Annotated in this window: 24 protein-coding genes and 1 pseudogene; 13 read left to right on the forward strand and 12 right to left on the reverse strand. The window is 71.4% G+C overall.

All coding sequences use genetic code 11. The features are described from left to right. The 6 genes from mbhE to mnhG all read left to right on the forward strand — a co-directional run. On the forward strand, positions 1-1787 hold a 1787-nt coding region (gene mbhE / locus ACFUPX_RS35700; RefSeq protein ID WP_383332309.1), incomplete at its 5' end, for a hydrogen gas-evolving membrane-bound hydrogenase subunit E. After that, entirely contained in the window at positions 1784-2359 is a 576-nt protein-coding gene (locus ACFUPX_RS35705; RefSeq protein WP_383332311.1) for a Na(+)/H(+) antiporter subunit C, read from the forward strand. The genes mbhE and ACFUPX_RS35705, both read left to right, overlap by 4 nt. Further along, positions 2356-4017 (forward strand): Na+/H+ antiporter subunit D, encoded by a 1662-nt coding sequence (locus tag ACFUPX_RS35710; protein ID WP_383332313.1) that lies wholly within the window; start codon positions 2356-2358, stop codon positions 4015-4017. Before ACFUPX_RS35705 ends, ACFUPX_RS35710 begins: the two co-directional genes overlap by 4 nt. Continuing rightward, complete coding sequence (locus ACFUPX_RS35715) at positions 4014-4622, forward strand: Na+/H+ antiporter subunit E (protein WP_383332315.1); 609 nt, start codon at positions 4014-4016, stop codon at positions 4620-4622. The genes ACFUPX_RS35710 and ACFUPX_RS35715 overlap by 4 nt, the downstream gene beginning before the upstream one ends. Next, positions 4619-4939, forward strand: a complete 321-nt coding sequence (locus ACFUPX_RS35720; protein ID WP_383332317.1) for a monovalent cation/H+ antiporter complex subunit F — start codon at positions 4619-4621, stop codon at positions 4937-4939. The genes ACFUPX_RS35715 and ACFUPX_RS35720 overlap by 4 nt, the downstream gene beginning before the upstream one ends. Next, a complete protein-coding gene (gene mnhG / locus ACFUPX_RS35725; protein ID WP_383332319.1) occupies positions 4936-5319 on the forward strand; it encodes a monovalent cation/H(+) antiporter subunit G in 384 nt (127 codons plus the stop codon). The genes ACFUPX_RS35720 and mnhG overlap by 4 nt, the downstream gene beginning before the upstream one ends. Before the next feature lie 7 nt (positions 5320-5326). Here mnhG and ACFUPX_RS35730 read toward each other — a convergent pair whose 3' ends face one another. Continuing rightward, positions 5327-6040, reverse strand: coding sequence for a hypothetical protein (locus ACFUPX_RS35730; RefSeq protein WP_383332321.1), 714 nt, complete (start codon positions 6038-6040; stop codon positions 5327-5329). A 174-nt stretch (positions 6041-6214) separates the two neighbouring features. Here ACFUPX_RS35730 and ACFUPX_RS35735 point away from each other — a divergent pair, with 174 nt between their 5' ends. Beyond that, complete coding sequence (locus tag ACFUPX_RS35735) at positions 6215-7348, forward strand: winged helix DNA-binding domain-containing protein (RefSeq protein ID WP_383332323.1); 1134 nt, start codon at positions 6215-6217, stop codon at positions 7346-7348. Between the two features lie 54 nt (positions 7349-7402). Continuing rightward, a pseudogene (locus ACFUPX_RS35740) lies at positions 7403-7510 on the forward strand (DUF664 domain-containing protein); the annotation flags it as partial. A 6-nt stretch (positions 7511-7516) separates the two neighbouring features. On the opposite strand, the gene ACFUPX_RS35745 reads toward ACFUPX_RS35740, so the two are convergent. Next, entirely contained in the window at positions 7517-8356 is an 840-nt protein-coding gene (locus tag ACFUPX_RS35745; RefSeq protein WP_383332325.1) for a helix-turn-helix domain-containing protein, read from the reverse strand. A 94-nt stretch (positions 8357-8450) separates the two neighbouring features. On the opposite strand from ACFUPX_RS35745, the gene ACFUPX_RS35750 reads away from it, so the two are divergent. Beyond that, positions 8451-9278 carry an SDR family oxidoreductase gene (locus ACFUPX_RS35750; RefSeq protein WP_383332327.1) on the forward strand — a complete coding sequence of 276 codons (828 nt, stop codon included), beginning with the start codon at positions 8451-8453 and terminating at the stop codon, positions 9276-9278. Between the two features lie 197 nt (positions 9279-9475). Continuing rightward, positions 9476-10132, forward strand: coding sequence for a DNA alkylation repair protein (locus tag ACFUPX_RS35755; RefSeq protein WP_383332392.1), 657 nt, complete (start codon positions 9476-9478; stop codon positions 10130-10132). Positions 10133-10158: 26 nt separating this feature from the next. On the opposite strand, the gene ACFUPX_RS35760 is transcribed toward ACFUPX_RS35755, so the two are convergent. Then, the gene (locus tag ACFUPX_RS35760; RefSeq protein WP_383332329.1) at positions 10159-10902 is read right to left on the reverse strand and encodes an AraC family transcriptional regulator; all 744 of its coding nucleotides are present in this window, start codon (positions 10900-10902) and stop codon (positions 10159-10161) included. 54 nt (positions 10903-10956) lie between these two features. Between ACFUPX_RS35760 and ACFUPX_RS35765 the strand changes: the two genes are divergently transcribed. The 3 genes from ACFUPX_RS35765 (at position 10957) to ACFUPX_RS35775 (ending at position 14336) form a co-directional block, all read left to right on the forward strand. Continuing rightward, the gene (locus ACFUPX_RS35765; protein ID WP_383332331.1) at positions 10957-12234 is read left to right on the forward strand and encodes an MFS transporter; all 1278 of its coding nucleotides are present in this window, start codon (positions 10957-10959) and stop codon (positions 12232-12234) included. A gap of 171 nt (positions 12235-12405) precedes the next feature. Next, entirely contained in the window at positions 12406-13329 is a 924-nt protein-coding gene (locus ACFUPX_RS35770) for a trypsin-like serine peptidase (protein ID WP_383332333.1), read from the forward strand. A 161-nt stretch (positions 13330-13490) separates the two neighbouring features. After that, positions 13491-14336 carry an endonuclease/exonuclease/phosphatase family protein gene (locus tag ACFUPX_RS35775; RefSeq protein ID WP_383332334.1) on the forward strand — a complete coding sequence of 282 codons (846 nt, stop codon included), beginning with the start codon at positions 13491-13493 and terminating at the stop codon, positions 14334-14336. Positions 14337-14360: 24 nt separating this feature from the next. Here ACFUPX_RS35775 and ACFUPX_RS35780 read toward each other — a convergent pair whose 3' ends face one another. From ACFUPX_RS35780 to ACFUPX_RS35820, 9 genes are all read right to left on the reverse strand, one after another. Continuing rightward, on the reverse strand, positions 14361-15440 hold the full coding sequence (locus ACFUPX_RS35780) for a polyprenyl synthetase family protein (RefSeq protein WP_383332336.1): 1080 nt from the start codon (positions 15438-15440) through the stop codon (positions 14361-14363). A gap of 126 nt (positions 15441-15566) precedes the next feature. Next, entirely contained in the window at positions 15567-16805 is a 1239-nt protein-coding gene (locus ACFUPX_RS35785) for a cytochrome P450 (RefSeq protein WP_383332338.1), read from the reverse strand. A 48-nt stretch (positions 16806-16853) separates the two neighbouring features. After that, positions 16854-17699: a carboxymuconolactone decarboxylase family protein gene (locus ACFUPX_RS35790; RefSeq protein ID WP_383332340.1), complete on the reverse strand. Its 846-nt coding sequence runs from the start codon at positions 17697-17699 to the stop codon at positions 16854-16856. A gap of 58 nt (positions 17700-17757) precedes the next feature. Next, positions 17758-18753 carry a 3-oxoacyl-ACP synthase III family protein gene (locus ACFUPX_RS35795; protein ID WP_383332342.1) on the reverse strand — a complete coding sequence of 332 codons (996 nt, stop codon included), beginning with the start codon at positions 18751-18753 and terminating at the stop codon, positions 17758-17760. An 80-nt stretch (positions 18754-18833) separates the two neighbouring features. Next, a complete protein-coding gene (locus ACFUPX_RS35800) occupies positions 18834-20063 on the reverse strand; it encodes a beta-ketoacyl-[acyl-carrier-protein] synthase family protein (RefSeq protein WP_383332344.1) in 1230 nt (409 codons plus the stop codon). Continuing rightward, entirely contained in the window at positions 20060-20314 is a 255-nt protein-coding gene (locus tag ACFUPX_RS35805; RefSeq protein WP_383332346.1) for a phosphopantetheine-binding protein, read from the reverse strand. The genes ACFUPX_RS35800 and ACFUPX_RS35805 overlap by 4 nt, the downstream gene beginning before the upstream one ends. A 122-nt stretch (positions 20315-20436) precedes the next feature. Further along, a complete protein-coding gene (locus ACFUPX_RS35810) occupies positions 20437-21498 on the reverse strand; it encodes a beta-ketoacyl-ACP synthase 3 (RefSeq protein WP_383332348.1) in 1062 nt (353 codons plus the stop codon). A gap of 650 nt (positions 21499-22148) precedes the next feature. Beyond that, positions 22149-23390: a hypothetical protein gene (locus tag ACFUPX_RS35815; RefSeq protein WP_383332350.1), complete on the reverse strand. Its 1242-nt coding sequence runs from the start codon at positions 23388-23390 to the stop codon at positions 22149-22151. Between the two features lie 192 nt (positions 23391-23582). Next, positions 23583-24560, reverse strand: a complete 978-nt coding sequence (locus ACFUPX_RS35820) for an MBL fold metallo-hydrolase (RefSeq protein ID WP_383332352.1) — start codon at positions 24558-24560, stop codon at positions 23583-23585. Positions 24561-24614: the final 54 nt, after the last annotated feature.

Genomic DNA, 24614 nt, shown 5'->3' on the forward strand with positions numbered 1-24614 from the left:
CCGTCGTCGCGGGCGCGTCGATGGTCGCGCTGGTGCCGCTGCTCGGATTCGTGGCGAAGGAGGCCGCGTTCGAGGCGCTCCTGCACGGCAGCGTCGCCGAACGGTGGGTGCTCGCCCTGATCGTGGTCGGCTCCGCGCTCACCACCGCGTACACGCTGCGTTTCCTGTGGGGCGCGTTCGCCCGCAAGCCGGGGCTCGCCGACACCGCCGTGCACCGCGTCGGCCCCGCCTTCCTCGCACCGCCCGCGTTGCTCGCCGTCGCCTGCGTGCTGCTCGGCCCGGGGATCGGGTGGGTGGCACCGCTCTTCGAGGCGTACGCGGCGCAGTATCCCGTCCCCGCGCACCCCTATCACCTCGCGCTGTGGCACGGGTTCGGGCCCGCGCTCGGTCTGTCCGCGCTCGCCTGGGCGGGCGGCGCGGCGCTGTTCGTGGGCCGCGGCGGGGCGGTGCGGCTCGGGCGGCGGCTCGCGTGGCCCAAGGCGGACGAGGCGTTCGGGCGGACCGTGCTCGGTGTGGAGCGGACGGCTCTGCAGGTGACGGGCGCGGTACAGAAGGGATCGCTGCCCGCGTACGTGGCCACCGTCCTGGGCGTCATGCTCGCCGGGCTCGTCGCGGTCCTGGTCGTGGACCGGCCCTGGCACGGCGCTCCCGCGCCCCGCGTCTGGGACAGCCCGTGGCAGGCCGGGGTCGCCGCGCTGACCTGCGCCTGCGCCCTGATGTGCCTGACCGTGCAGCGCCGCATGAAGGCGGCCGTGCTCGCGGGCCTGACCGGATACGGCACGGCGCTCCTGTACGTCGTCCAGGGCGCTCCCGATCTGGCGCTCACGCAGTTCGGCGTGGAGACCGTGTCGACCGTGGTCCTGGTCCTCGTCCTGCGGCGGCTGCCGGTGCACTTCGGGAAGACGGCGAGGTCGTGGCGCGGCACGGCCAGTCTCCTGCTCGCGTTCGCCAGCAGCGTCGTGGTCGCCTGCGCGGTATGGCTCGGGGCGGCAGCGCGGACGGCGGATCCGGCCGGGGCGGCCATGACGGTGGAGACCGCGCACCACGGCCTGAAGGACGTCGTCGCGACGATTCTGGTGGACTTCCGCGCCTGGGACACGATGGGCGAGTCGGCCGTACTCGCCGTCGCCGTCCTGGGCGTGACGAGCCTGCTGTACGTGCACCGCAGGCAGGGCCCGGCTCCCGGAACGCCACCCGCGCTGCCCGGCGGGGTGACCGCCTGGTCGACGGCGTCTCCTGCCATCCAGGTGCCCCTCGAATTCCGCCGGACGGCGCCGGAGCGCAGCTGGCTGATGGCCGGTGACACGCTCGCACCCGAACACCGCTCGGTCGTCTTCGAGGTGATCGCCCGCCTGGTCTTCCACCCGATCCTGATGCTCTCGGTGTACCTGCTGCTGTGCGCGGAGAACCTGCCGGGCGGCGGATTCGTCGGCGGGCTCGTCGCGGGCGTCGCCCTGATGATCCGTTACCTTGCGGGCGGACGCCATGAGTTGGAGGCCGCGGCCCCGGTCCACCCGGGCTTCTTCACCGGGCTCGGCCTGGCCCTCTCGACAGGCGTCGCGCTCACGGGTCTCGCCGACGGGACGGTGCTGCACGCCTGGACGTGGCACGGACACCTGCCGCTGATCGGCGACTGGCACATGGGCACCGCCGTCCTCTTCGACCTCGGCGTGTACCTGCTGGTGCTCGGTGTGGTCCTCGACGTCGTCCGCGCACTCGGATCGAAGATCGACCAACAGACCGAGCGCAAGGCCGGGCTCGCGCTCGCCGGAGCGGAGGACCGGTGACCGTCAGCCTGACCCTGCTGATCTGCGCCGTCGTCCTGACCTCCGTCGGCGGCATCCTCATCCACACCCGCAGCCTGACCCGGGTGCTCATCGGGGTCATCGTGTGCGGCAACGGCATCAATCTGCTGGTCCTCACCACCACCGGGCGCGCCGGGGCTCCGCCGCTCCTGTACCCGGGCGTCGCCTACGCGCGCGTCACCGACCCGCTGCCCCAGGCCATCGTCCTGACCGCCGTCGTCATCACCCTCGCCACCACGGCGTTCGTCCTCGCGATGATCTACCGCAGCAGCCAGCTGACCGGCTCCGACTTCGTGCCCGACGACGTGGAGGACCGGCGCGTCGTCCTGCGCGCGGAGATCGCCGAGGAGCGCGCCGAACTGCGCGAACTGCACCGCGACGAGGGGCCGCGCGCCTGGCGCGACGAACGCCGCGAGCAGCGCCGCAGGGTGCGCGCGGAACGTGCCTTCCAGGCCCGCGCCCGCGACGCCACCGGCGACCTGTGGGACGACATCCTCGGCGCGGATCCGCCCCGCACGCTCAGCCCCGTACGGCAGGAGAACGACCCCCGGTGAACGCCCTCGTCCCGCTGCCCGTCGTGCTGCCGCTGACCGCCTGCGGCCTGAGCCTGTTCATCGGGCCCCGGCTGCGCCTGCTGCACCGGCTGATCGGCATCGGCGTCCTGACGGCCGTCCTCGCCGTCGACATCGTCCTCCTCGTCGAGGCCGACCGCGGCGGCCCGCTCGTCGTCCACCTCGGCGACTTCGCCCCGCCGCTCGGCGTGACCCTGGTCGCCGACCGGCTCGCCGCGCTGATGCTGACCGTCTCCGGCGCCGTCACCCTCATCGTCCTGGTCTACGCGCTGGGCCAGGACATGGTCGACCGCGAGGAACGCGCTCCCATCGCCGTCTTCCACCCCGCCTACCTGGTACTGGTCTCCGGGGTGTCGCTCACGTTCCTCGCCGGCGACCTCGTGAACCTCTACGTCGGCTTCGAGATCATGCTGATGGCCAGCTTCGTGCTGCTCACGCTGGGCGGCACCGAACCACGCCTGCGGGCCGGTTCGACCTACGTCGTCGTCTCCCTCGTCTCCTCGCTGGTGTTCCTCGCGGGCATCGCGGTCGCCTACGCGGCCTGCGGCACCGCCAACTTCGCGCAGCTCGCCGTACGGCTTGCCGAACTGCCGCTCGGCGTACGGACGTTGATCGAGGCGCTGCTGCTCACCGTGTTCGGCGTCAAGGCCGCCGCCTTCCCGGTGGCCGCCTGGCTGCCCGACTCCTATCCGACCGCGCCCGCCCCGGTGACGGCCGTCTTCGCCGGGCTGCTCACCAAGGTCGGCGTGTACTGCATACTGCGCGCCGAGACCCTGCTGTTCCCCGGCAACCGGCTCTCCGCCCTGCTCATGGCCGTGGCCTGTGCGTCCCTGCTGATCGGCATCCTCGGCGCGGTGGCCCAGACCGACCTCAAACGGCTGCTGTCCTTCACGCTGGTCAGCCACATCGGCTTCATGCTCTTCGGGCTCGCGCTCGGCAGCCGGGGCGGTATCGGCGGCGCCATCGTCTACACGGCGCACCACATCACCGTACAGACGACGTTGTTCCTGGCCGCCGGGCTGCTCGAAAGACGGTATGGCACAACGGACCTGACGCGACTGGGCGGTGCGGCGCGGACCGCGCCCCTGCTGGCCGCGCTGTGGTTCGTGCCCGCCATGAACCTCGCGGGGATCCCGCCGCTGTCCGGCTTCCTCGGCAAGCTGGGGCTGATGCGGGCGGGCGCGGCGGACGGCGGGATCGCCGCGTACGTCCTGCTCGGCGCCTGCGCCGTCGCCAGCCTCCTGACGCTGTACGTGATGGTCAAGGTGTGGAACCTGGCGTTCTGGCGGGCCGCGCCCTCGCAACTCCCCCTGGAAGGAACTGTGTTGGAGGACGTGGACGACAACGGGGATTCCGTACGCATCGTGCGCACGGTAGGCACTGGAGGCAGTGAGGGAGCGGGAGTCACGGGAGGATTCGGCGGCATCGGCGACACCGGCGCAGTGGTCGTCGCCCCGGCCACCGCCTGCGTACGCACCACGGTCCATGTGCCGCGTGTGATGATCGGCGCCACCATCGGCGCGGTGCTGCTCGGGCTGTCCTACACCGTGCTCGCCACGCCCCTGGCCGGTCTCGCCGACCGCTCGGCCGCCGAAATCCTGGCCAGGACCCCGTACATCACGGCGGTGCTCGGCCCGTGAGCACCGCCGACCCCACGCGTCGCCCGCGCCGCCGCCTCGACCTGTCCCTGATCGCCTGGCTCACGGTGATCTGGATGCTGCTGTGGTCGGGGCCGACCTGGGGGAATCTGGTCAGCGGCGTCCTGGTCGCCATCGCGCTGTGCCTGGTCTTCCCGCTGCCCGCCGTCGACCTCGCCCTGCGCCTGCGTCCGCTCGGCATCATGCGCCTTGCCGGGTATCTGGTGTACGACATGGTGGCCTCCAGCGTCACGGTGACGCGCCAGGCCCTGGGCGGCCGCAGGCGACCCGCCGCGGTGATCGCCGTCCAACTGCGGTGCCGCACCGACCTGATGACCGCCGCGACCGCTGTCGCCGTCTCCTGCGTGCCCGGCGGCGCCCTGGTCGAGGTGAACGGCGCCACCTTGTATCTGCACATGTCCGACGCCGACGACCCGGACGCGGTGCGCCGCACCCGGCGCGACGCGTGGCGCCTGGAGGCGTTGGTCGTGCGGGCCTTCGGTACGCGTGCCGAGATCGCGCGCGTCGCCGTGGACCCCGGGCCGGTGCCGCCCGCACCTCCTCCCGATCCTGACGAACCTCCCCCGCGAAAGGATCCCCAGCGGTGACCTCCGTGGACGACATCCTGCTCGACGCCGCCCTGACGGTGATCCTGCTCGCGTGCGCACTCCTGCTGATCCGTATCTGGCGCGGCCCGTCCATGCTCGACCGTGCGGTGGGCGTCGATGTCGCCGCGGCACTGATCGTGGCCGGGATCGGGGTACAGGCGGCCTCCACCCGTACCCGTTACTACCTGTCGATCATGCTGGTGATCGCCTTCCTCGGCTTCACCAGCTCGGTGGGCATCGCTCGCTTCATCGCCGTACGCGACCGCCCCACTCCGCGCCCGGCCCCGAGTCCCGCCCCGCCCGAGGAGGGTCCATGACCGCCTGGCACGACGTGGCCGACCTCGCGGGCGCGGCCATGCTCCTCGTCGGCGCCCTGGTGTGCCTGACCGGTGTCATCGGCTTGTTGCGCCTGCCCGACGTCCTCGCCCGGAGCAGCGCCGCCACCAACCCGCAGACGCTCGGCATCCTCCTGCTCACCGCGGGCGTCGCGCTGCGGCTGCGCTCGTGGGCCGACCTGGGCACGCTCGCTCTGGTCGTGTTCTTCCAGCTCCTCACCAACCCCGTCGCCGCGCATCTGGTGGCGCGCGTGGCCTACCGCACGGGGCAGATCGGCGACTGCGCCCTGCTCTTCGACGAGCTCGCCGGGTCGCGGTCGGTCACTTCGAACAGGGACGAGCGGCAGGAGCGGGAGACCTGACCAACCACTACGTGGGTCCGAGTACGCGTGGGCTTTCCTGGTCAGCGGGTGGGCCGGTGTCGCCGCTCTTCCACTCGGGGTCGTAGGCGCAGGGAACGCTCGCGCCGCCGGTGAAGTACTCCCGGTCCGCGTACCAGGTGAAGGACATCCGCTCGTCCCCGTCGTCCCGTTTGACGAACAGGTCCCAGTCCCCGCCCCTGGTGCCCTTGCGGTAGGACGTCACGTTCCAGCCGTCGTCCTTCAGCTCCTTGTGCAGCCGGCGCAGGCCGGAGACGGCCCGGCTCGCGGGCACGTGATCCAGCGCCCAGCTATGGCTCATCGCATAGGCGCCGTCGACCGTCTTGTCCTCCAGGCCCAACAAGCCCCCGTCGTAGCAGAAGTCGGTGCTGAACGTGTTCTGCGTGCTGACGCCGATGTCCTCGCCCCCTGGCTCCACCCTGCGGGTGAACCCCAGGACGTCGTACGCCTCCTGCGAACGCTGGAAGGCGCGGTCGCCCATCTCCTTGGGTGCGACCCGGGGATAGTCGGTCGACCCGGACGAGCTCCATATGAGCGGGACGGCCACGACGAGGACCACGAGGCCGACGAGTGAGACACAGCCGCATCCGATGCGTCCGAGGAGGGAGGGGGTGGAGATTGTCCGGGGCGGGGTGGTGGCCGTGTCCGTCGGGGCGGTGGTCGTGGACGTGGTGGTGCTGGGCGGTGCGGTCTCCTCGGGCATGTGGCGAGATTATGTCAGCGGGGGAGCGGGGTGGATGGGCGCGGATACCCGGGAAGGGGTGGGTACGCGTACTCAGGTGATCTTCATGTCGTCACGCGTGCTCAGTCGATCCGCGCAGCTGGAATACGAGGTCCAAGAGGTCCAAGGAGTGCGGGCAGGGCAGAATCCAGGACTGTGACGATCAGCGCGCGCGAACTCAACCGGGCCACCCTCAGCCGCCAACTGCTGCTGGAGCGTGAGCCCTTGTCCGTCCAGGAGGGAGTGCGGCGAGTGGTCGCGCTGCAGGCGCAGCACCCGGCCTCGCCGTACCTCGCCCTGTGGAACCGGCTCTCCGGGTTCACGGCGGACGCGCTCGACGCCGCGTTCACCGAAGGGTCCATGGTCAAGGCGACCCTGATGCGGATCACGCTGCACGCCGTGCACGCCGAGGACTATCCCGCCTTTCGTGCGGCGATGCAGCCCACGCTGTATGCCTCACGGCTCGGCTCCCGGTTCGCCGAGGCGGGACTGAGCCCCGCGGACGCCGACGCATTGGTGCCGGAGCTGCTGGACTTCGCCCGCGGGCCGAGGACCTCGGCACAGATGCAGGCGTGGGTGGAGGAGCGGCTCGGTGCCGACAAGAGGGACGGGGCCTGGTGGGGTCTGAAGGGGTACGCGCCGTTGCACCACGCTCCGACGGACGCGCCCTGGTCGTTCGGTCACCGGCCGTCCTTCGTCGCAGCCCCGAGCGGGCCCGTGCCGACGGGCCGGACGGCGGATCCTCAGGCGCTGCGGACCTTGATCCTGCGCTACTTGGCGGGGTTCGGGCCCGCCTCGGTCGCCGACGTGGCGCAGTTCGCCATGGTGCAGCGGACGCCGGTCCGCGCGGCGCTCCTGGGCTTGGGCGATGCGGTCGAGCGGCTCCAGGGCCCGGACGGTGAGGTGCTCTTCGACCTCCCGGGAGCCTCCCGGCCGCCCGCCGAAACCCCTGCGCCTCCCCGCCTCATGGCCATGTGGGACAGCACGCTGCTGGCTTACGCCGACCGTGCCCGGGTGATACCTCCGCACTACCGCCCTTGGGTGATCCGGCGCAACGGTGACGTACTGCCCACCTTGCTGGTGGACGGCCATGTCGCGGGGGTGTGGCGTCCGGTGGACGGCGGTGTCGAGGCCACGGCCTTCCACGCCTTGTCCCGCGCCACGTGGGACGGGCTCGCCGAGGAGGCCCAGTCCCTCAAGTCCCTCTTCGGCGACCGCGAGAGGGCGGTCTACAGCCGGTACCACCACTGGTGGGCGAAGCTCCCCGACGCCGAGGTGCGGAATCTGTAGCGCCGGGCGGCAACCCCTATGCGAGGCATGCCTGTTCGTAGATCCTTTGTCGTGGTGACCGACGTCCTGCTGCACGTCATCACCGAGACCGCGTGCCACGCGGGCCACCTCGACGCGGCACGGGCCCTCATCGACGGCCGCACGTGGTTGGTCCTGACGTAGCGGAGTTCAGGGCTCCCGGCGGGACGTCGCGGCCAGCGAGCCGAGCAGTGCGAGTGCCTCGCTGCTGGGCGAGGCCGGTTCCGCGTGATAGACGACCAGTTCCTGGCCCGGGGCCGCGCGGACGTCGAAGGTCTGCATGGTCAGCGTCAGCGGCCCGACGTCGCGGTGCTCGAAGCGTTTGTGTGCGAGCGCCTTGCCGCGGGCGTCGTTACGGGCCCACAGGTCGGCGAACTGCGGGCTCTGTTCCAGCAGTTCACCGAGCACCTGCCGCACCCGCGGATCGTCGGGCGCCGCGCCGTGGCCCAGCCGGAACCCGGCCACGGAGTTGCGCGCGACCTCGTACCAGTCGCGGTAGAAGGCACGGGCGGCCGTGTCGGTGAACACGACGTGCAGGAGATTGTGCGAGTGCGTCCAGCCGTGGAAGAGCGCGTCGGCGATCGTGTTGGACGCAAGGACGTCGTACGCGCGGTTGTAGACGATGGCCGGGTTGTGCGGCCAGGCGTCCATGAGCGCCAGCAGGCTCGGCTCGACCCGGTCGGCCACGGCGGCGGCCCTGGAGCGTGGACCCAGGCCCGCGAGCCGGAACAGGTGCAGGCGCCCGTCCTCGTGCAGTCGCAGGGCTGCGGCCAAGGCGTCGAGCACCTGCGCGGAGGGCGTGCGCTCCCGGCCCTGCTCCAGGCGTACGTAGTAGTCGACGCTGACCCCGGCGAGCAGGGCCACCTCCTCGCGCCGCAGCCCCGGCACCCTGCGGCGCCCCGTGGCGGGGAGGTTCACGTCGGCCGGGGTGACGTCGGCGCGCCGGGCGGTCAGGTAGGCGCCGAGCTCTGAGCGTGCCATGCCCGCCATGCTAGGCCCGTGCCCGCCGCGCATCCTGGGTGTGCTGCACCCAGGAGGACTCCGCCTCTCCCGCGGGCACCGAGGCCGGGCCAGTGTCGAGGCCATGACCACACAGCGACGGACCACACAACAAGAGACCACACAGCAACAGAGCGCACAGAGCGCACCTGAGCAGCCGGGCGACGCCGCGTCGGCCGACCGCAAGGTCGTCCTCGTCACCGGCGCCAGCAGCGGCATCGGCGCCGCCGTCGCCGCACGACTCGTGGCGGAGGGACATCAGGTGGTGGCCGGTGCGCGCCGCACCGATCGCCTGCGGGCGCTGGTCAAGAGCACGGCGGAGGCAGCCGCCGACTCGGGCGGGAGCCTGCAGCCCGTACGGCTGGACGTGACGGACCGCGCGGACGTCGAGGACTTCGTCCAGGGCGCCCGCCGCCTCTACGGACGCGTCGACGTCCTCGTGGCCAACGCGGGCGTCATGCCCCTGTCGCGTCTTGACTCCCTACTCGTCGACGAGTGGGACCGGATGATCGACGTGAACGTACGCGGCCTGCTGCACACGATCGCCGCGGCGCTGCCCGTGTTCGCCGCGCAGGGCGCGGGTCACTTCGTCACGGTTGCGAGCGTCGGCGCCCACGAGGTCGTGCCGACCGGCGCCGTCTACTGCGGCACGAAACACGCGGCCTGGGCGATCACCGAAGGCCTGCGCCAGGAGTCCGACCCCTCGGTCCGGGTCACGACTGTCTCACCGGGCGTGGTCGAGACCGAACTCGCCGACACCATCACCGAGGCCGGCGCCGCCGAGGCCATGCGCGCCTACCGGGCCCACACGATCGGCCCCGAAGCCATCGCGGGCGCCGTCTCGTACGCCCTCTCGCAGCCGTCCGACGTCGACGTCAACGAGATCGTCGTACGCCCCGTGCGCCAGCGCTGATCCCCTGCAGGACGGCTGCCCGCGTGGCCATCGCCAACGAACTCCTGGCCCTCCGGGACCGGCCCCAGGTCGTCCGGACCGTCATCGAAGGCGACCTCGGCCCCGTGCCTCAGGGCTTCCCTCGTAGGCTGAATCCCGCATATGCCACACATGGCGGACAGGAGGCTGAGGTGGCCGAGACGACGGTGGCCGAGGTGATGGCCGAGCTGGCCGCGCTTGAGGACCCGAAGGTGCGTGAGGTGAACGAGAGGCACGGTGACGATCACGGTGTGAACCTCGGCAAGTTGCGCGCCCTCGCGAAGCGGCTGAAGACGCAGCAGGAACTCGCGCGCGGGCTCTGGGAGACGTGGGACACCGCGGCGAGACTGCTGGCGCTCCTGATCTGCCGCCCGAAGGCGTTCGGGCGTGATGAGTTGGACGCCATGTTGCGCGACGCGCGTACACCCAAGGTGCATGACTGGCTCGTCAACTACGTGGTGAAGAAGAACGCGCATGCCGAGGAACTGCGCCTGGCCTGGTCCGCCGATCCGGAGACGGTGGTGGCGAGCGCCGGCTGGGCGCTGACCACCGAACGGGTGGCGAAGAAGCCCGAGGGCCTCGACCTCGTGGGTCTGCTCGACGTCATCGAGGCGGAGATGAAGGACGCCCCGGACCGCTTGCAGTGGGCGATGAACCACTGCCTGGCCCAGATCGGGATCGAGCACGCCGAGCACCGCGCCCGTGCCATCGACATCGGTGAGCGTCTGGAGGTGCTCAAGGACTATCCGACGTCCCCGGGCTGCACGTCTCCCTTCGCGCCCACCTGGATCACCGAGCTGGTGCGCCGGCAGCAGGAGAAGACGGCGGCTCCGTAGTCGCGGCTGGGCCGACTGCGTGCGGCTCAGCCCTTCGAGTGCGCGCCCGGTGTGTGGCCGAAGGTGCGGCGGAAGACGTCGATGAACGCGCTGGCGGACGACCAGCCGCACAGATGCGCCACCGCGGTGACGGGCGTGTGCTCGGCGAGCAGGATCAGCGCGTGGTGGAGCCGCAGTTGGGTGCGCCACTGCGGGAACGTCATGCCGAGGTCGCTGTGGAACAGGCGGGAGAGGGTGCGGTCGCTCGCCCCCACCTCGCGGCCCAGTTCCATGAGGGTGCGGCTGTCCGCGGGGTCGGCGCCCAGGATGCCGCACAGCGTCCGCAGCAGCGGCGCTGTCGGTGTGGGCAGGTGCAGCGGCTCCTGGGGCGAGGCCCGCAGCTGGTCCAGCAACACCGAGCGCAGGCGGGCCCGTTCGGGGCTTTCGTCGGCCGGGGAGTGGGTGTAGGCGACGATCAGTTCGCGCAGCAGGGGACCCACCGTGAGTACGGTCGGCGTCGCCAGGGCGAGCGGGTTCTCCGTCGCCGGCAGTCCCACCAGGTGCAGTTCGAGTTCACCGTGGGCCTGATGGGCATGAGCGGTGCCCGCGGGGATCCAGATGGCACGGGTGCCGGGGGCGACCCACGAACCGGCGTTGGTGGTGACGGCCAGGACTCCGCGGCCCGCGTAGACGATCTGGTGGTCGTCATGACGGTGGGTGCCGATCGCGGCCCCGGATGCCAGCGACTGCGTACGGGTCGGGGCGACCGGCTCATGGCGGATGTTCGTCATCGTCTGGCAGATTATCGGAAGTGCGACACGGGCCGCGGCGTCGACCATGACGGGGTGCGAAGAAATACACCGATCACTCTGTTGTCCGCCGGGCACGCCTGCGTCGACGTCTACCAGGGCGCCGTGGCGTCCCTCGTGCCGTTCTTCGTCGCCGAGCGCGCCTACAGCTATGCCGCGGTCTCGGGCATCGTGCTCGCCGCCTCCCTCCTGTCGTCGGTGGCCCAACCGGTGTTCGGCCTCCTCACCGACCGCTGGGCGATGCCGTGGCTGCTCCCGGTCAGCACGCTGCTGGGCGGTGCGGGCATCGCACTGAGCGGGGTGAGCGGCTCCTATGCGCTGACTCTCGTGTTCGTGGCGGTGTCCGGGGTGGGCGTGGCCGCCTATCACCCCGAGTCCGCACGGGTCGCCCGGATCGCCGGCCGGGGCGGCAACAAGGGGATGGGCTGGTTCTCGTTCGGCGGCAACCTCGGCTTCGCGGTGGCCCCGCTCATGGTCACCGCTGTCGTCGCCACTGGTGGACTGCGCCTGACGCCGCTGCTGGCGCTTCCGGCGCTCGTCGGCGCCGTGCTGTGCCTGCCCGTGCTGCGCGCGCTGGAGCAGGAACGGCAACGGCAGGCTGCCGGGGGCAGGCCGGCGCCGCCGGACAGGGCCGACGACAGGGCATCGTTCGTGAAGCTGTCGCTGGCCGTGGTGTGCCGGTCGATCGCGTTCATCGGACTGAGCACCTTCATCGCCCTGTTCGCCAAGGAGCGCATGGGCGGCAGTACGGCGGCGGGTACCGCGGCACTGTTCGTGCTCTACCTCGGTGGCGCGGTGGGCTCCGTCCTGGGTGGCACGATGGCCGACCGCTGGGACCGGGTCACCGTCGCGCGCTGGTCGTACCTGCTCTCGGTCGGCTGGGTCGCGGGCGTGGTGTTCGTACCAGGCCCGGCGCTGTACCTGTTCGTGGCGCTGACCTCGGCCGGTCTGTACGTACCGTTCTCGCTCCAGGTCACGCTCGGGCAGGACTACCTGCCCTCCCGCATCGGCACCGCCAGCGGGATCACGCTCGGTCTGACCGTCAGCATCGGTGGTCTGGTCAGTCCCCTCATCGGCAGCATCGCCGACGCGGCATCCCTTCGGACCGCTCTGGCGCCGTTGATCGTGATGCCCGCGCTGAGCTGGCTGCTGTTCCGCTCCCTGCCGGAGCCCGCCGCGCCGGAACATGTCGCGCCGCAACCCACCGGCCCGCAACCTGCGGACGAGGCCCATCAGGACGCGGCCCGTCCGCAGGGACGCGACGCCACCGATGCCGCGCCCACCCCTGCCCCTGCCCGTCTCGATCACCGCTGACCGGCTCCACCCGCACCCGGGCGAACGACTCCCCGAGCGATGCGCGCAACGGCACGCCGTGTGTCACAGAACGTCAACAGCCCCAACCGAACCGGCGGTTCTCGTCTCTCTCGGGGTGGACCGACAGCCCCGCGTCCGTTGTGTGCCGCCACCATCGAGGAGATCTCCACCATGCCCGGGACATCCACTCCTTCCACGAGCCGTCGCCTCCGAGGCCGCGCCACGGGACTCGCCCTGACCGCCACGGCCCTCGTCCTCGCCGCCCCGATCCCGGCGACATCCCTGACGGGCCAGGCGCAGGCCGCCGCGGCGGACCCGGTATCAGTCCTGAAGTACACCGCTCAGGAACGCAAGGAAGCCCTCACCTACTGGACGCCCGCCCGTATGAAGGCCGTCGGGAAGTCGGTGGACCTCGGCCCGACCGGACCGAAGGCCAAGCCGTGGCGGGGCACCACCCTGAAGAGCGTGGGGCGGCTGTTCTTCGTCAACGCGAACGGCGCCGACACCTGGTGCACGGCCACCGCCGTGAAGAGCGAGAACCGCTCCGCCGTGATGACCGCCGCCCACTGCGTGCGCCGGGGCTCCTCGCCCGGCAACACCAACTTCTCGATGGTGTTCGCCCCCGCCTACAGCAAGGGCAAGGCGCCGTACGGCGCGTTCGCGGTCCGCTCGGCCGCCGCCCCGCGCACCTGGGAGACGGATTCCACCAACGACATGTCCGCGCTGGCCGTCGACAGCGACAAGAACGGCAAGAAGCTCACCGACGTGGTGGGCTCCCAGGCCATCGCCTTCAACCGCCCCGTCGGTGGCACCGTCTCCTCCTTCGGTTACTCCGCCACCCGCCCGCAACTCGGCGAGGAACTCCTGCGCTGTGTCGGCACGGCGAAGAAGGAGAACGGCACGCAGGCCATCCCGTGCGACATGAGCGGCGGGTCGAGCGGCGGCCCGTGGCTGGCCGACTTCGACGCCACCACCGGCAAGGGCGTCCTTGTCTCGGTCAACAGCTCGCTGGACTCCCTGACTCCGACCAAGATGTACGGAGAGGTGTGGGGCGCCACGGCCAAGAAGGTGTACGACCGCGCCCAGCGCAGCTGAGGGGGCTCCCGCCGGTAGGGCAGTGGGCGGCGTTCGAGCTGTACGCGCCCACTGCCTCCCTGCCCCTCACGTGCCGCAGACAACCCGTCCCATAATCTCGTACGGGGGAAGATCTCATGTGATGCCGTGTGTCCCCGCTCTGAGGGGGGTTTGAGGAGGAGATGGTGACCGGAACCGGCGTGCGGTTGCTCGTGGGCGCTCTGATCGTGGCCTGCATGGCGCTCATCGGCCCCAGCACTCCGGACGGCGCTCGCGTCGCCAAGCCGCTGCCGGCCGACGCCCCCAAAGACTTCGTACCGAACCGGGTCATGACGTGGAACATCTGCAACCCCTGCAACGCCAGCGGGTTCAACGTCGGCCGGGCGGCGGAGATCGCCTCGTACGCGCCCCAGGTCGTCGGCCTGCAAGAAGCGTGCGTGCGTGACGTCGAGCGGATCCGCGATCATCTGCGGTATCTGTACGGGCTCGAATACCACGTCAAGTACGGTTCGGTGCTGCAGAGTTGGAGCCGTTGCGGGGGAGTTCCGTGGAACCCGGGCGGCTTCGGCCAGGCGATCCTCTCGGCGGCGCCGATGACGGACCGTGTGAACGAGGAATACCCCGACGGCGGATCCGAGGACCGCGGGTACATGGCAGTCACCACCCTCGTGGACGGCCACCCTGTCCGGGTCTTCAACACGCACCTGGCGCAGCGACGTCAAGAAGCGGTCCGAGCGAAACAGACCCGCGTACTCGCCAAGGCCGTCGCCCGGCACGACCGCGTGATCGTTCTCGGCGATTTCAACGCGGAGCCGGACACCCCCGAACTCACCGGGATGTGGGGCCTGGCCACGGACGCCGACCCCGGGTGCGGCCCCAAGGCCACCGGCACGTGCGAGCCGACCACCGACTGGCGCAGCAAGTTCGACTACGTCTTCCTGCGAGGCTTCGTCCCGGTCGACCACGGGGTGCATCTCACCCAGTACTCGGACCACGACCCGCTGCACGCCGACGTGGGGCAGTCGTAGTCCGTCCCCCCGCGTGTCGGTCGGTCAGCGATTTCTGCGGGTGCCCCACAGGGGCAGCTGCTCGAAGACGCCGACGGCCTCTTCGTTCCAGTGCCGGTGCCAGGAGGCGGCTTCGGCCGACGCGGCTCGGGCGTTGCGGTCGATGGCCGTCTGGAGGCGGGTGTGGACGTCGTGGCGGTGGGCGATGTCACGGACGCGGTCGATCGTATCCGGGGTGCAGTGCGGGCTGCCGAGGGCGGCCCGCACGGTGTCGTGATCGTCGCCGCCGGTGGCGGCGAGGAGCTCGCGGGTCGCGTAGGTGTGGCGGCCCGCCCGCAGGTCGGCGCCCGTCGGCTTGCCGGTGACGTCGGGGTCGCCGAAGAGGTCGAGGTAGTCATCGCGCATCTGGCCGCTGAGGCCCACCAGCCGGGCGTAGCGGCGCAGGCTCTCCTCGTGCGGCGCCAGATCCTGGCCCGCGGCGAGGAGGCCGAGGCGCAAGGGGGCCAGGATGGTGTAGCGGGAGGTCTTGTACTCGCACACCGTCTCAAGGAGCTCCTCATCGGTTGAGGAGGTCACATCACGTTCGAGGTCGAGGACCTGGCCGATGACGGTGTCGGTCGTCACCTCGAGCTGCACATCGAGCATGGCCTGCTTGCGGTCGGCGGGCAGGTCGGCCTGGAACAGGACGCGCAGGGCGAGGAAACCGGCGAGATCACCGGTCATCATGGCCAGTCCCAGCGCGGCCTGCGGGTGGTCCGGGAGGTCTTCGCGGCATGCGTAGTACGTCGACGGCCCACCGCGGCGCATCGGTGAGTCGTCCATGATGTCGTCGAGGACGAGCGCGTGGCTGTGGAGCAGCTCGAGACTCAGCGCGGCTTCCGCGAGACCCGGCACCTCCTCCCTGGTGACGAGGCCCGCCGCCTCGTGGAGCAGGGCGACCCGGATCCGCTTCCCGCCGCGTAGCGACAACTGCGCCAGCAGCTCCAGACACCGGGGCGCGAACCGGCCCAGCTGCGCGCCATTGAGGTCACCCGAGAGTTCGGCGAAGTACTTCGCGAAGGACACGTCGAACCGCTGCTGGTGACCGGCGACACGTTCCAAGGCGCTGGGGGCACTGCTGTCCATAGGTGCTCGGGCCGACCTCTCCTCGTGGATGCGGATGGCCAGCCTGTCATTCGCCGCGGAAGGCCTCGTCACCGGCGTCCGGGCCGCGGGGCCGTGGAGGAGTCAGGGCGGACGCGGGGCTCAGGCTCACCAGGCGACGGGCAGAGACCTCACCCCGTACACGATGCTCTTGGTGCTGAACTCCAGCTCGTCCTCCGGCACCGCGAGCCGCAGCTCGGGCAGCCGACGTAGCAGTGTCTCCAGGACGATCTGCAGCTCGGCGCGGGCCAGCGGCTGCCCCAGGCACTGATGGACGCCGAAACCGAAGGCGAGATGGCGGCGCGCGTCGCGCGTGAGGTCGAGTTGAGAGGGGTGGGCGGGGGCGTCGGTGCGGCCGTGGGCGTAGCCGTCCGGCGCGAACAGTTCCTCGTCCCGATTGGCGGTGGACAGCATGCAGATCACCCCGTCGCCGGCGGCGACCGACGTTCCCGCGATCTCCACGGGCTCCTTTGCCACGCGGGCCAGACCCAGATGGATGATGGTGAGATGGCGCAGCAGCTCCTCGACGGCCGCGGGGATCAGCTCCGGGCTCTCGCGCAGGAGCGTGGCCTGCCGAGGGTCACGAAGGAGCGCCAGGACGCACAGCGCGCTCATGTTGGCCGTGCTCTCGTGGCCGGTGACCAGGAGCAGGAAACCCAAGGAGGCGGTCTCCTGCGGGGTGAGGTCGTCGCGTGCCACGAGCCTGCTGAGGATGTCGTCGCCGGGCTGCCGCTGCTTCTGTGCGGCAAGTCGGGCCAGGTACGACATGAGCTCGTGGTGCGCGTGCGTGGCTTGATCGTGGGTGGTGTCGTTGTCGAGCAGGGTGCGGCTCAGGGACTGGAAGAGGTCGTGGTCCTCGTACGGAACACCGAGCATCAGGCAGATGACCAGGGAGGGCACAGGCAGCGCGAAGTCGCCGACCAGATCGGCGGGGGCCCCCTTCGCGACCATGCGGTCGATGGCGTCGTCGACGATGCGCTGGATGCCGGGTCGCAGCGCCTCGACGCGCTTCACCAGGAAGTCCTTGGTGACCATGCGCCGCAGCCGCGCGTGCTCGGGGTCGTCCATGCGGATGAAGCTCGGCCTGGCGGTGGCCAGTTGACGCTGGCCCGGGGACAGGAAGGGGAATCCGGGGGTGCGGGCGTCGGCGCTGAAGCGGGCGTCGGCCAGGACGGCTCGGACTTCCTGATAGCCGGTGATCAGCCAGCACGGTGAGCCGTCCGGGAGCACGGTGCGGGTGAGGGGCCGCTCGGCCGCCGCCTCCAGGTAGGCGGGTGGCGGGTCGTAGGGGCAACTGCCGTACGCCGCGGGGAGCGTGAGGGCGGGCGCCGTGGAGGTGATCGACATGGAGGTGCGCTCTCCGGGAGAGTTGGAGGGGAGGAGGCGGGGCAGGGGTTATGGCTTTGAGGTGACGGTGATCGCCCCACCGGGGCACAGCGCGGCGGCCAGCCGGACACCGCTCTGCGCTACGGACGCCTGGTGCCCGGGGCGGAGCAGTACGAGACCGTCGTCGTCGCACTGCTCGAAAACGCCCGGAGCGGTGCTGACGCACTGGCCCGAACTGCAGCACAGCTCACGTTCGATGCGTACGTCGAAGACCTGGTCCGCCGCGGCATCGGTTCGGGGCGCGTGCGACGCTTCGGCGGCCCGTGGGCCACCGGACCCCGTGCTGTCCGGCAGCGTCCGAAGGGTGCGCAGCGTCATGCACATCGTCGCCGACTGCCCGGCCAGCAGCAGGAGTTCGACCAGCTGATCAGGGCGCAGGCGCCGGGCCAACGGCTCCCACAGGGCATCCGGTACGTCGGCGCGCTCGGCCAGTGCGTCGACGGCCCGCAGCAGCACCAGGTCGTCGGGGTCCCAGCCGTGTGCGTCCAGGGGGGCCGCGGTGGCGGCCGTCTCGTCGGGGCGCAGTCCGGCGGTCCGGGCCTGGGAGGTGTGGCGGTCGTGGACGTAGGCGCAGTCGAGCCGGTGGGCGGTGCGCAGGATGACCAGTTCGCGGTCGCGCGCGGTCAGGGTGCCGTCGTGAGTGAGCACCCGGGCGAGCGCCAACCACGCCTCGGCCAGCGGCAGATGGTGGGCGAGGGTGCCGAACAGGTTGACCCGGCCCGGCCCGTCCTTGCGGGACGCGTCGAGCACCGCACGCAGGGCGCTCGGCCACTGCTCCGGGGGGACGGGGGCGATGCGGGGCTCGGTGTCGGAAGAATCGGCGGTGAGAGTCAGAGCGGGGGAGGAGAGGGGCATCGTACGACTCCGTACAAGAACAAAGGGAGGGGAAGCCGGGCAGAAGCGCGGAGTGGGGTCACCACTCGCACAGGACCAGGCCGCTGCTTGCGCCACTGGCGAATCCGAACAGGCCCACCAGGTGGCCTCGTTGCAGCCGGCCACTCTTGAGGGCGGTGGCCAGCTGGAGGGGAAGGGTGTTGGTGGCGACGTTGCCGTAGCTGGGGAAGGTGACCAGGATCTGCTCGGGGTCCACCCCGACCCAGTCGCAGGCCACCTTGGTGAAGGCCACCGACGGCTGATGGACGCAGACGAGGTCCAGGTCACCGGCCTTCACCCCGAAGTCGTGCAGGGCGCCGCGCACCTTCTCGGGCATGCCCTCGAAGGACGCCACCAGTGCGGCCGAGTCGATGCGCAGCCGGCCCAGGGTGCGGTGCTGGGCGTAGGGGTTGGGCAGGGTGGCGGCCTGCCAGCCCCAGGAGTTGGCGAAGAAGCGGCTGCCGAGGATGCCGGGACGATCGGCGGCCTCGACCAGGACGGCGGAGCCCATGTCGCCGGTGCTCAGGCTGGGCAGCGCGTGCAGGATGTCGGCGGCGTCGTCCAAGGACCAGCGGCTCTCCCGCGTGCTCACCTCGCCGGTGGTGACGAGGACGCGGCGGTACTGGCCGGACCTGATGAACGAGTCGGCGACCTCCAAGGCGTTGAGCACGCCGTTGCAGGCGTTCTTCAGATCGAAGACGGGACAGCCGAGACCCAGCTTGGCGGCGACGACATGGGCCGTGGCCGGTTCCTCCATGTCGGCGAGGATGCCGGCGAACAGCAGCAGGTCGATGTCCCCCGGGCCGGTGCCGTGCTCGTCGAACAGATTGCGGGCGGCCTGGGCGGCGAGATCGGAGGGCTGCTCGTCGGCGGGTGCCACGGCGCGCTCACGGAGCCCGTACATGTGCCGAAGGACACCGGGGGACAGGGCGATGCCGGGATTGTGGGCCCGGAATCGGTCCTCGGTCTCGGTCACGGTCTGCCGGCCGGGGGGAATGTGGACGCTCGCGTGGGCGAGCGCGCTGTACACGGTCACAGGGGAGGTGACTTTCTGAGGATGGTGATGTGCGGGACGGGATGGGGCGACGGTTCGGCGAGGGCGGGGGACGGCGCCGCTCAGGGCGCGCGCAGGACGAGGACCACGTTGTGTCCGCCGAAGCCGAACGAATGGCTGGCCGCGGCCCGTACGGTCTGCTGCCGGGGCCGGTCCACCACGCAGTCCAGGGGGAACCCGAGGTTGTCCGTCGTGAGGTTGGCGATGGGCGGAACGGTGGAGTGATGGATCGTCAGGGCCGTCAGGGCAGCCTCGATGGCCCCTGCCGCACCGAGGCTGTGTCCGATGACGCCTTTGGCGGAGGTCACGGTGGGCCCCTGCGGCAGCACCCGCGCGATCAGCTCGGCCTCGGTCCGATCGTTCAACGGGGTCGATGTGCCATGGGCGTTGACATGATCGATGTCCGCGGGCACGAGCCCGGCCCCGCCGATCGCGCCGCGCAGCGCCACTTCCGCCACCGTGCCGCCGGGGGCGGGCGCCGTGGGGTGGTGGGCGTCCGAGCTCAGACCGACGCCGGCCAGCTGGGCGTACTGCCGCGTGCCGCGTGCCCGCGCGTCCTCGGTGCGTTCGAGTACGAGGATGGCGGCGCCCTCGGCGATGACGAAGCCGTCACGGTCGTCGGCGAACGGCCTGGACGCCCTCGCGGGATCGTCGGTCCGGGCCGAGAGAGCGCCCATCCGCTGGAAGCCGGTGGTGACCACGGGGCTGATTGCGGCCTCGGCGCCGCCGGCCACCGCGATGTCGCATGCGCCGGAGAGCAGCAGGTCACGGGCGACGGCCAGGGCGCTGGCCCCCGATGCGCAGGCCGTCTCCGTCGCCAGGGACGGGCCGCGCGCGCCCAGGTCGAGGAGGACTTCACCGGCGGCCATGTTGGAGATCAGCATCGGGATCAGGACGGGGGACACCAGGTCGGCGCCCGACTGCAGGCGCAGGGTCTGCTCCTCCAGATGAGCCGCGCCGGCCAGGCCGGAACCGATGACGACGGCAACCCGGGCGCCGTCCCATGTGGTCGGATCAAGGCCCGCGTCGGCCACCGCCTCGCGCGCCGCGAGCACGGCGAGCTGGGAGAACCGCCCCATCCGCCAGGCCTTGCCGCCGCCGATCCTGCCCTGCTCCGGCGTCATCGCCGGAACGCGGCAGGAGAAGTCGACGGGAAGTCCCTTGAGCTGGTGGTCCTGGGCCGCGGCGGACTCGCCGCGCAGTACGCCTTCCCAGGTCGCGTCGCGACCGACACCGGCCGGGGTGATGAGCCCCAGGCCGGTGACGGCGACCGCACGGCCGTCAGTCGTCACAGCACCCCTGCCGCGGTGCGCTTGGCGGCCAGGGCGGCGGTGAGCTGGGCGACCGTGGTGCTCTTCGTCGCCTCGTGTTCCTGCACCTCGACGGCCAGCTCCTCCTGCAGGGCCAGGGCGAGTTCGGCCAGGGCGAGGGAGTCGAGGTCGAGGCTCTCCAGCGTGGCCTCGGGGCGGATGAGGTCCTGGGGAACCTCGAACTTCCCGGTCAGTACGGAGTGGATCGCGGTGTCGACCGAAGACGAAGGCATGGCTGTGCCCTTTCAGGGGATGCGGGGATATTCAGGGGTATTGAGGGGGTATTGAGGGGGTATTGAGGGGGTGTTGAGGGGGTGTTGAGGGGGGTGAGCGGGGACTGCGCGAGAACCGCCGCTCAGAGGGAACGCAGCGGGCCGGCGGCGGCGCCGTGGACCGACGGAACCGGGGCCAGGTCGGGCCACAGCAAGGCGGCGGAGCCCCAGGTGAGCCCGGCCCCGAAGGACGTGAGCAGGACGCGCTCCCCGGCGTGGAGCCGGCCGCTCCCGGCCGCGTCGGCGAGCGCCAGCGGAATGGAAGCGGCCCCGGTGTTGCCGACCCGGTCGATGTTGGCGACCTGCCGGTCGGCGGGTACGGGGATGCGGTCTGCCACCGCGTTCAGGATCCGCGCGTTGGCCTGGTGCGCGACGAACCGGTCGACGTCCTCCACCGACCAGCCGACGTTCTTGAGCAGCACCTGCGAGGAGAGCGTCATACGGGTGACGGCATGCTGGAACACGTCGCGTCCCCGCATCCGGAAGTGCAGGTCCGCCGTGGTGTACCGGTGGGGCGCCGAACGTGCCAGCGCGCCACCACCCGGCACTTCGATCAGTTCATGCCCGGCGCCGTCGCTGCCCAGGTCGAAACCCAGGACGCTGCCGGGTTCGCCGTACTCGCCCCGGCGCAGCACCACCGCCCCCGCGCCGTCCGCGAAGACGACGCCCGCGCCACGGTCCTCCGGCGCGATCAGCGTGGAGTACACGTCGGCGGCGACGACCAGGACCCGGTGGGCGATACCGGCCCCGATCGCACCGGCGGCGGTGGCCAGCGCGTAGACGAATCCGCTGCACGCAGCGGCGACGTCCCAGGCGGCGACCTCGCCGAGGCCGAGCCGGTGCGCCAGTTGCGGCGCCATGGCGGGCATCGGCCGGTCCGGGGTGGACGTGGCCACGATGACCGCGTCGACGCGGGGAGCGGTGGCCGCGCCCAGTGGATGGACCGGCGCGGCTGCCGCCACGTCGAGCGCGCGCCCCGCCGCCTCGAAGGCCAGGTCTCCGGTCGATACCCCCGGCCCGACCCAGTGGCGGGTTCCGATGCCGGTGCGACGGCGTACCCATGCGTCGTCGGTTTCCCATGCGGCCGGGAGCTCGTCGTTGCTCACCGCACGCGGCGGCACGACACCGGCCAGGCCTTCGAGCACAGCGGTTCGCTCTACGCCCGGCCGCCCGCGTGTACGAGACAGCGTCACCAGGGAGCCCTCTCCGCGCCGCCGACCGGGCCGCGGCACACCGCGCGCAGCCCGCACCCCGTCGCACCACGGAGCTTCAACTCCCTTGCCGTACACAAGAGTTCGCCAGACACCCACACCTCACCCGGGATCGCGTTCTGCTGGAATCGGCATGACCTTATGGGCGCAAAGGATCTTGGCAAGAATGGGCTGTTCTTCGAACGAAAGACCTAGATGCGCCAACCCGAGGCGATCGCGCAGCTCAAGAGGGCTCCTGCAGGAACGTTACGGCCGCTGCGCCGAACGGGAGTCACGCCAAGGGGTGAAGATTTGCGGCCATTTCGGTGCCGGCCTGCCGCCGGGGACAGGGGCGGGGGGCATCAGAATCGCCACCGCTCCGGTCAGTCAACGACCGGCTCGTTCGGCAAGGTTCGCGCCACGCCCCGGGTCGATGTTGAACGTGTTGAATCCCGGGCGCGGAGCTCCTGTCCCCCTCGGCTGTGACAACGGAAAGGAGCTGCGCTACGAGCCAGGGATCGGTCATGTCTCCATGCTCGGCGACCCGTTCGCGACGCGCACGTCCGACACGCGTCCCTGCAGCGGCACGACGCGGGGCGCGTGGTTCAGGCCTGTCGTACGGAGCGGATGCGTGCGATCTCCCGAGCGGCGCTGACCGAAGCGATGGTGACGTTCATCTGCTCGGCGGCGGCCACCGCCGAGCACATCTCCTCGCGGCGGCCCTCCGCGTGGTACAGCCGGGCTCGGGCCAGCAGGCTGAACAGGACGGCGCGCGATTCCTGCGAAGGGCGCTCGTCGAGCGAGGCGGTCAGCGCCGCATGGGCCTCACGCGGCTCACCGACACGGACCAGGACGGCGGCCCGCTGGTAGTGCAGGGACGCCGTGGAATAGACCGCGAAAGGCTCCTCGCCGCCGGTGTAGTGCGGCAGCAACCGGGACGCGGTCTCCAGCCATTCCAGGGCCGCCCGCCGCTCGCGCCGCGCCGCGCACACCCGGGCGGCCTGCGCGGCGACGTACGCACGCACCGGTTGGGGCGCGTGGCGGGAGACCTCCAGAGCGCGGTCGAGGTACCCCGACGCTAGAGGAGTCACGCCCTGCAGCAGGGCGTTCTCGCTCAACTGCCGCAGGGCGATGGCCTGCACGGGCCTGTCCTGTGCGTGGTCGGCGAGCGCTTCGGCGGCGGTCAGCGCCCCCTCCGCCTCCTGGGTGCGGCACGCGTCGGCATAACTGCCGGCCAGGAGAACGGCCGTCCGGGCGGCATGCGCCAACCCCGCCCTGGACTCCGTCGCCATGACCAGGGCGCCGCCCGCGGGACCGAAGGTGGACCGCAGGTAGGCCAGCAGCACCGGCTCGGTGCGCCGCCCGCCCAGCGCGCCCGTCTGCTGCACGAAGAATCGCTCCGCCCCTCGCCACACCTGCTCGTGCGACGCCGGAACCGGCAGGCCTTCGCTGGAGGGACGGGCGCGCTGCCCCGGCACGCGCTCGGAGGGCGGTTCGTCGCCTTGGACACCGCCGCGGACACCGCCGTGTACGCCGCTTGCGTCGAGGCCGGGGATGGCGGCGATCAGCGAGGCCGCGTCCTTCCGCGCCGGTGGCCGGCCATCGGCGAGCCCCAGCTCCACCGGCGTGATCAGCCGCCCGAGCCGCTGGGTGAACAGCCCGCACAGCAGTTCAGGCACCGGGCGGCGGGGGCGGGAGCCGCGGATCCAGTGCGCCACCGTCGTCCGGTCGTACGTGGTGCCCACTTTGTGCCGCCGCGCGTCCTCGTTGACGCGGTGGGCCAGGGCTTCGTACGTCCAGCCGGCCTCGCGGATCAGGCTCAGCAGGGAGTCGTTGGGCGTAGCCATGGCCTTACTCCGTCTACGAGGGCGGGAGCCCGGGAGGAACCTCCTCTCCGGGCCCAACGGGCTCGACGGCGTACGGTTTCGGCATACGGCATCCCCACACGACAGTTCCACATCCGGAGTGGGACGGGGCCATCGCCCGTCCGGGCGCGCAGCGGGTCGCCGAGCCGGTGGCCCTCATCTGCGTCACCTCTGTCACCTCTGCTTCTGCAAGACCCCCGCCTTCACGCACGACGCCGTCACCGCGAAGTTCCGCCGCACCTCCTGCTCGCCGATCACGAACGGGTTCGGCTGCGTGCCGTGTTCCCGCAGGGTGTCGATGCTGCGGGTGCCCATGGTCAGGAACGGATGGGTGCTGAGTACGGAATCGACGTGCTGCTTCTGGGCCGCCGCGCGGAAGGCGGTCAGGGACGCGGCCATCTGCCGGCGCCCTTCGAGCGTGGCGGGCTGGGCCGTGCCGCCCCAGAAGCCGGCGACATGCCGGCGGCCGTCGAAGTCCCTGACCGTCACGGTGATCGACACCGTGCCCGGTGTGTGCCCCGGCGTGGGCAGCAGGTGCATCCGGGTGGTGCCGAAGGAGAGCGTGGTCGGCCCGGAGATCGCGCGGTCCAGCGGCCTCAGCGTCGCCGGCAGCGCGGCCTCGCCCGCCGCGCCGGCCACGATCTTCGCCCCGTAGGTCTGCTTGAGGTAGGTGGCGCCGCCGTAGTGGTCCTCGTGCTCATGGGTGAGGACGACGTGCGTGATGTCCTTCGGGTCGAGGCCCGCGGCGGTCAGGCCCGGAACGATGACGTCGCGTGCGTCGGCCTCGTTCCACAGGGCGTCTACGAGGACGATGCCCTCGGAGGTCCTGATCGCGTACGCGCTCGTGCCCGGATAGCCGAGGAACACGACGTTCTCGAAGATCCGCTCGCCGTTGTATCCCGTGTCCCGGTCGGTCAACTGCTCGACCCACTCGGGCGGATTGCCCGTCGGCGAGACCGTCTCGATCTGACGGCACCACTCGACGCGGGCGTTCTGCAGGAACGGCGTGGTGCGGGTCGCGCGGGTGGCGTCATCGAGAGCCCGCCGCACCTCGGGGGTGTGCTTGCGCGTCGCGGTGGCCGCACTCCCCGCCGACGTCGCCGCCGTGGGCGGATCCGCGGCACAGGCCAGGCCGACGACCACGCCCGCCATGACGGCGGCCGCCGTCCTGCACGCGTGGTGAAGAGCCGTCCGCGGTGTGCCCCG

Origin of the sequence: Streptomyces sp. NPDC057302 (assembly GCF_042667685.1) — a bacterium.
Classification (GTDB): domain Bacteria; phylum Actinomycetota; class Actinomycetes; order Streptomycetales; family Streptomycetaceae; genus Streptomyces.

Coding starts and splice junctions, on each gene's coding strand:
- mnhG (WP_383332319.1), top strand. CDS start 4,936: ATGACCGCCTGGCACGACGTGGCCGACCTCGCGGGCGCGGCCATGCTC.
- ACFUPX_RS35730 (WP_383332321.1), bottom strand. CDS start 6,040: ATGCCCGAGGAGACCGCACCGCCCAGCACCACCACGTCCACGACCACC.
- ACFUPX_RS35745 (WP_383332325.1), bottom strand. CDS start 8,356: ATGGCGGGCATGGCACGCTCAGAGCTCGGCGCCTACCTGACCGCCCGG.
- ACFUPX_RS35750 (WP_383332327.1), top strand. CDS start 8,451: ATGACCACACAGCGACGGACCACACAACAAGAGACCACACAGCAACAG.
- ACFUPX_RS35755 (WP_383332392.1), top strand. CDS start 9,476: ATGGCCGAGCTGGCCGCGCTTGAGGACCCGAAGGTGCGTGAGGTGAAC.
- ACFUPX_RS35760 (WP_383332329.1), bottom strand. CDS start 10,902: ATGACGAACATCCGCCATGAGCCGGTCGCCCCGACCCGTACGCAGTCG.
- ACFUPX_RS35770 (WP_383332333.1), top strand. CDS start 12,406: ATGCCCGGGACATCCACTCCTTCCACGAGCCGTCGCCTCCGAGGCCGC.
- ACFUPX_RS35775 (WP_383332334.1), top strand. CDS start 13,491: ATGGTGACCGGAACCGGCGTGCGGTTGCTCGTGGGCGCTCTGATCGTG.
- ACFUPX_RS35780 (WP_383332336.1), bottom strand. CDS start 15,440: ATGGACAGCAGTGCCCCCAGCGCCTTGGAACGTGTCGCCGGTCACCAG.
- ACFUPX_RS35785 (WP_383332338.1), bottom strand. CDS start 16,805: ATGTCGATCACCTCCACGGCGCCCGCCCTCACGCTCCCCGCGGCGTAC.
- ACFUPX_RS35790 (WP_383332340.1), bottom strand. CDS start 17,699: ATGCCCCTCTCCTCCCCCGCTCTGACTCTCACCGCCGATTCTTCCGAC.
- ACFUPX_RS35805 (WP_383332346.1), bottom strand. CDS start 20,314: ATGCCTTCGTCTTCGGTCGACACCGCGATCCACTCCGTACTGACCGGG.
- ACFUPX_RS35815 (WP_383332350.1), bottom strand. CDS start 23,390: ATGGCTACGCCCAACGACTCCCTGCTGAGCCTGATCCGCGAGGCCGGC.
- ACFUPX_RS35820 (WP_383332352.1), bottom strand. CDS start 24,560: ATGGCGGGCGTGGTCGTCGGCCTGGCCTGTGCCGCGGATCCGCCCACG.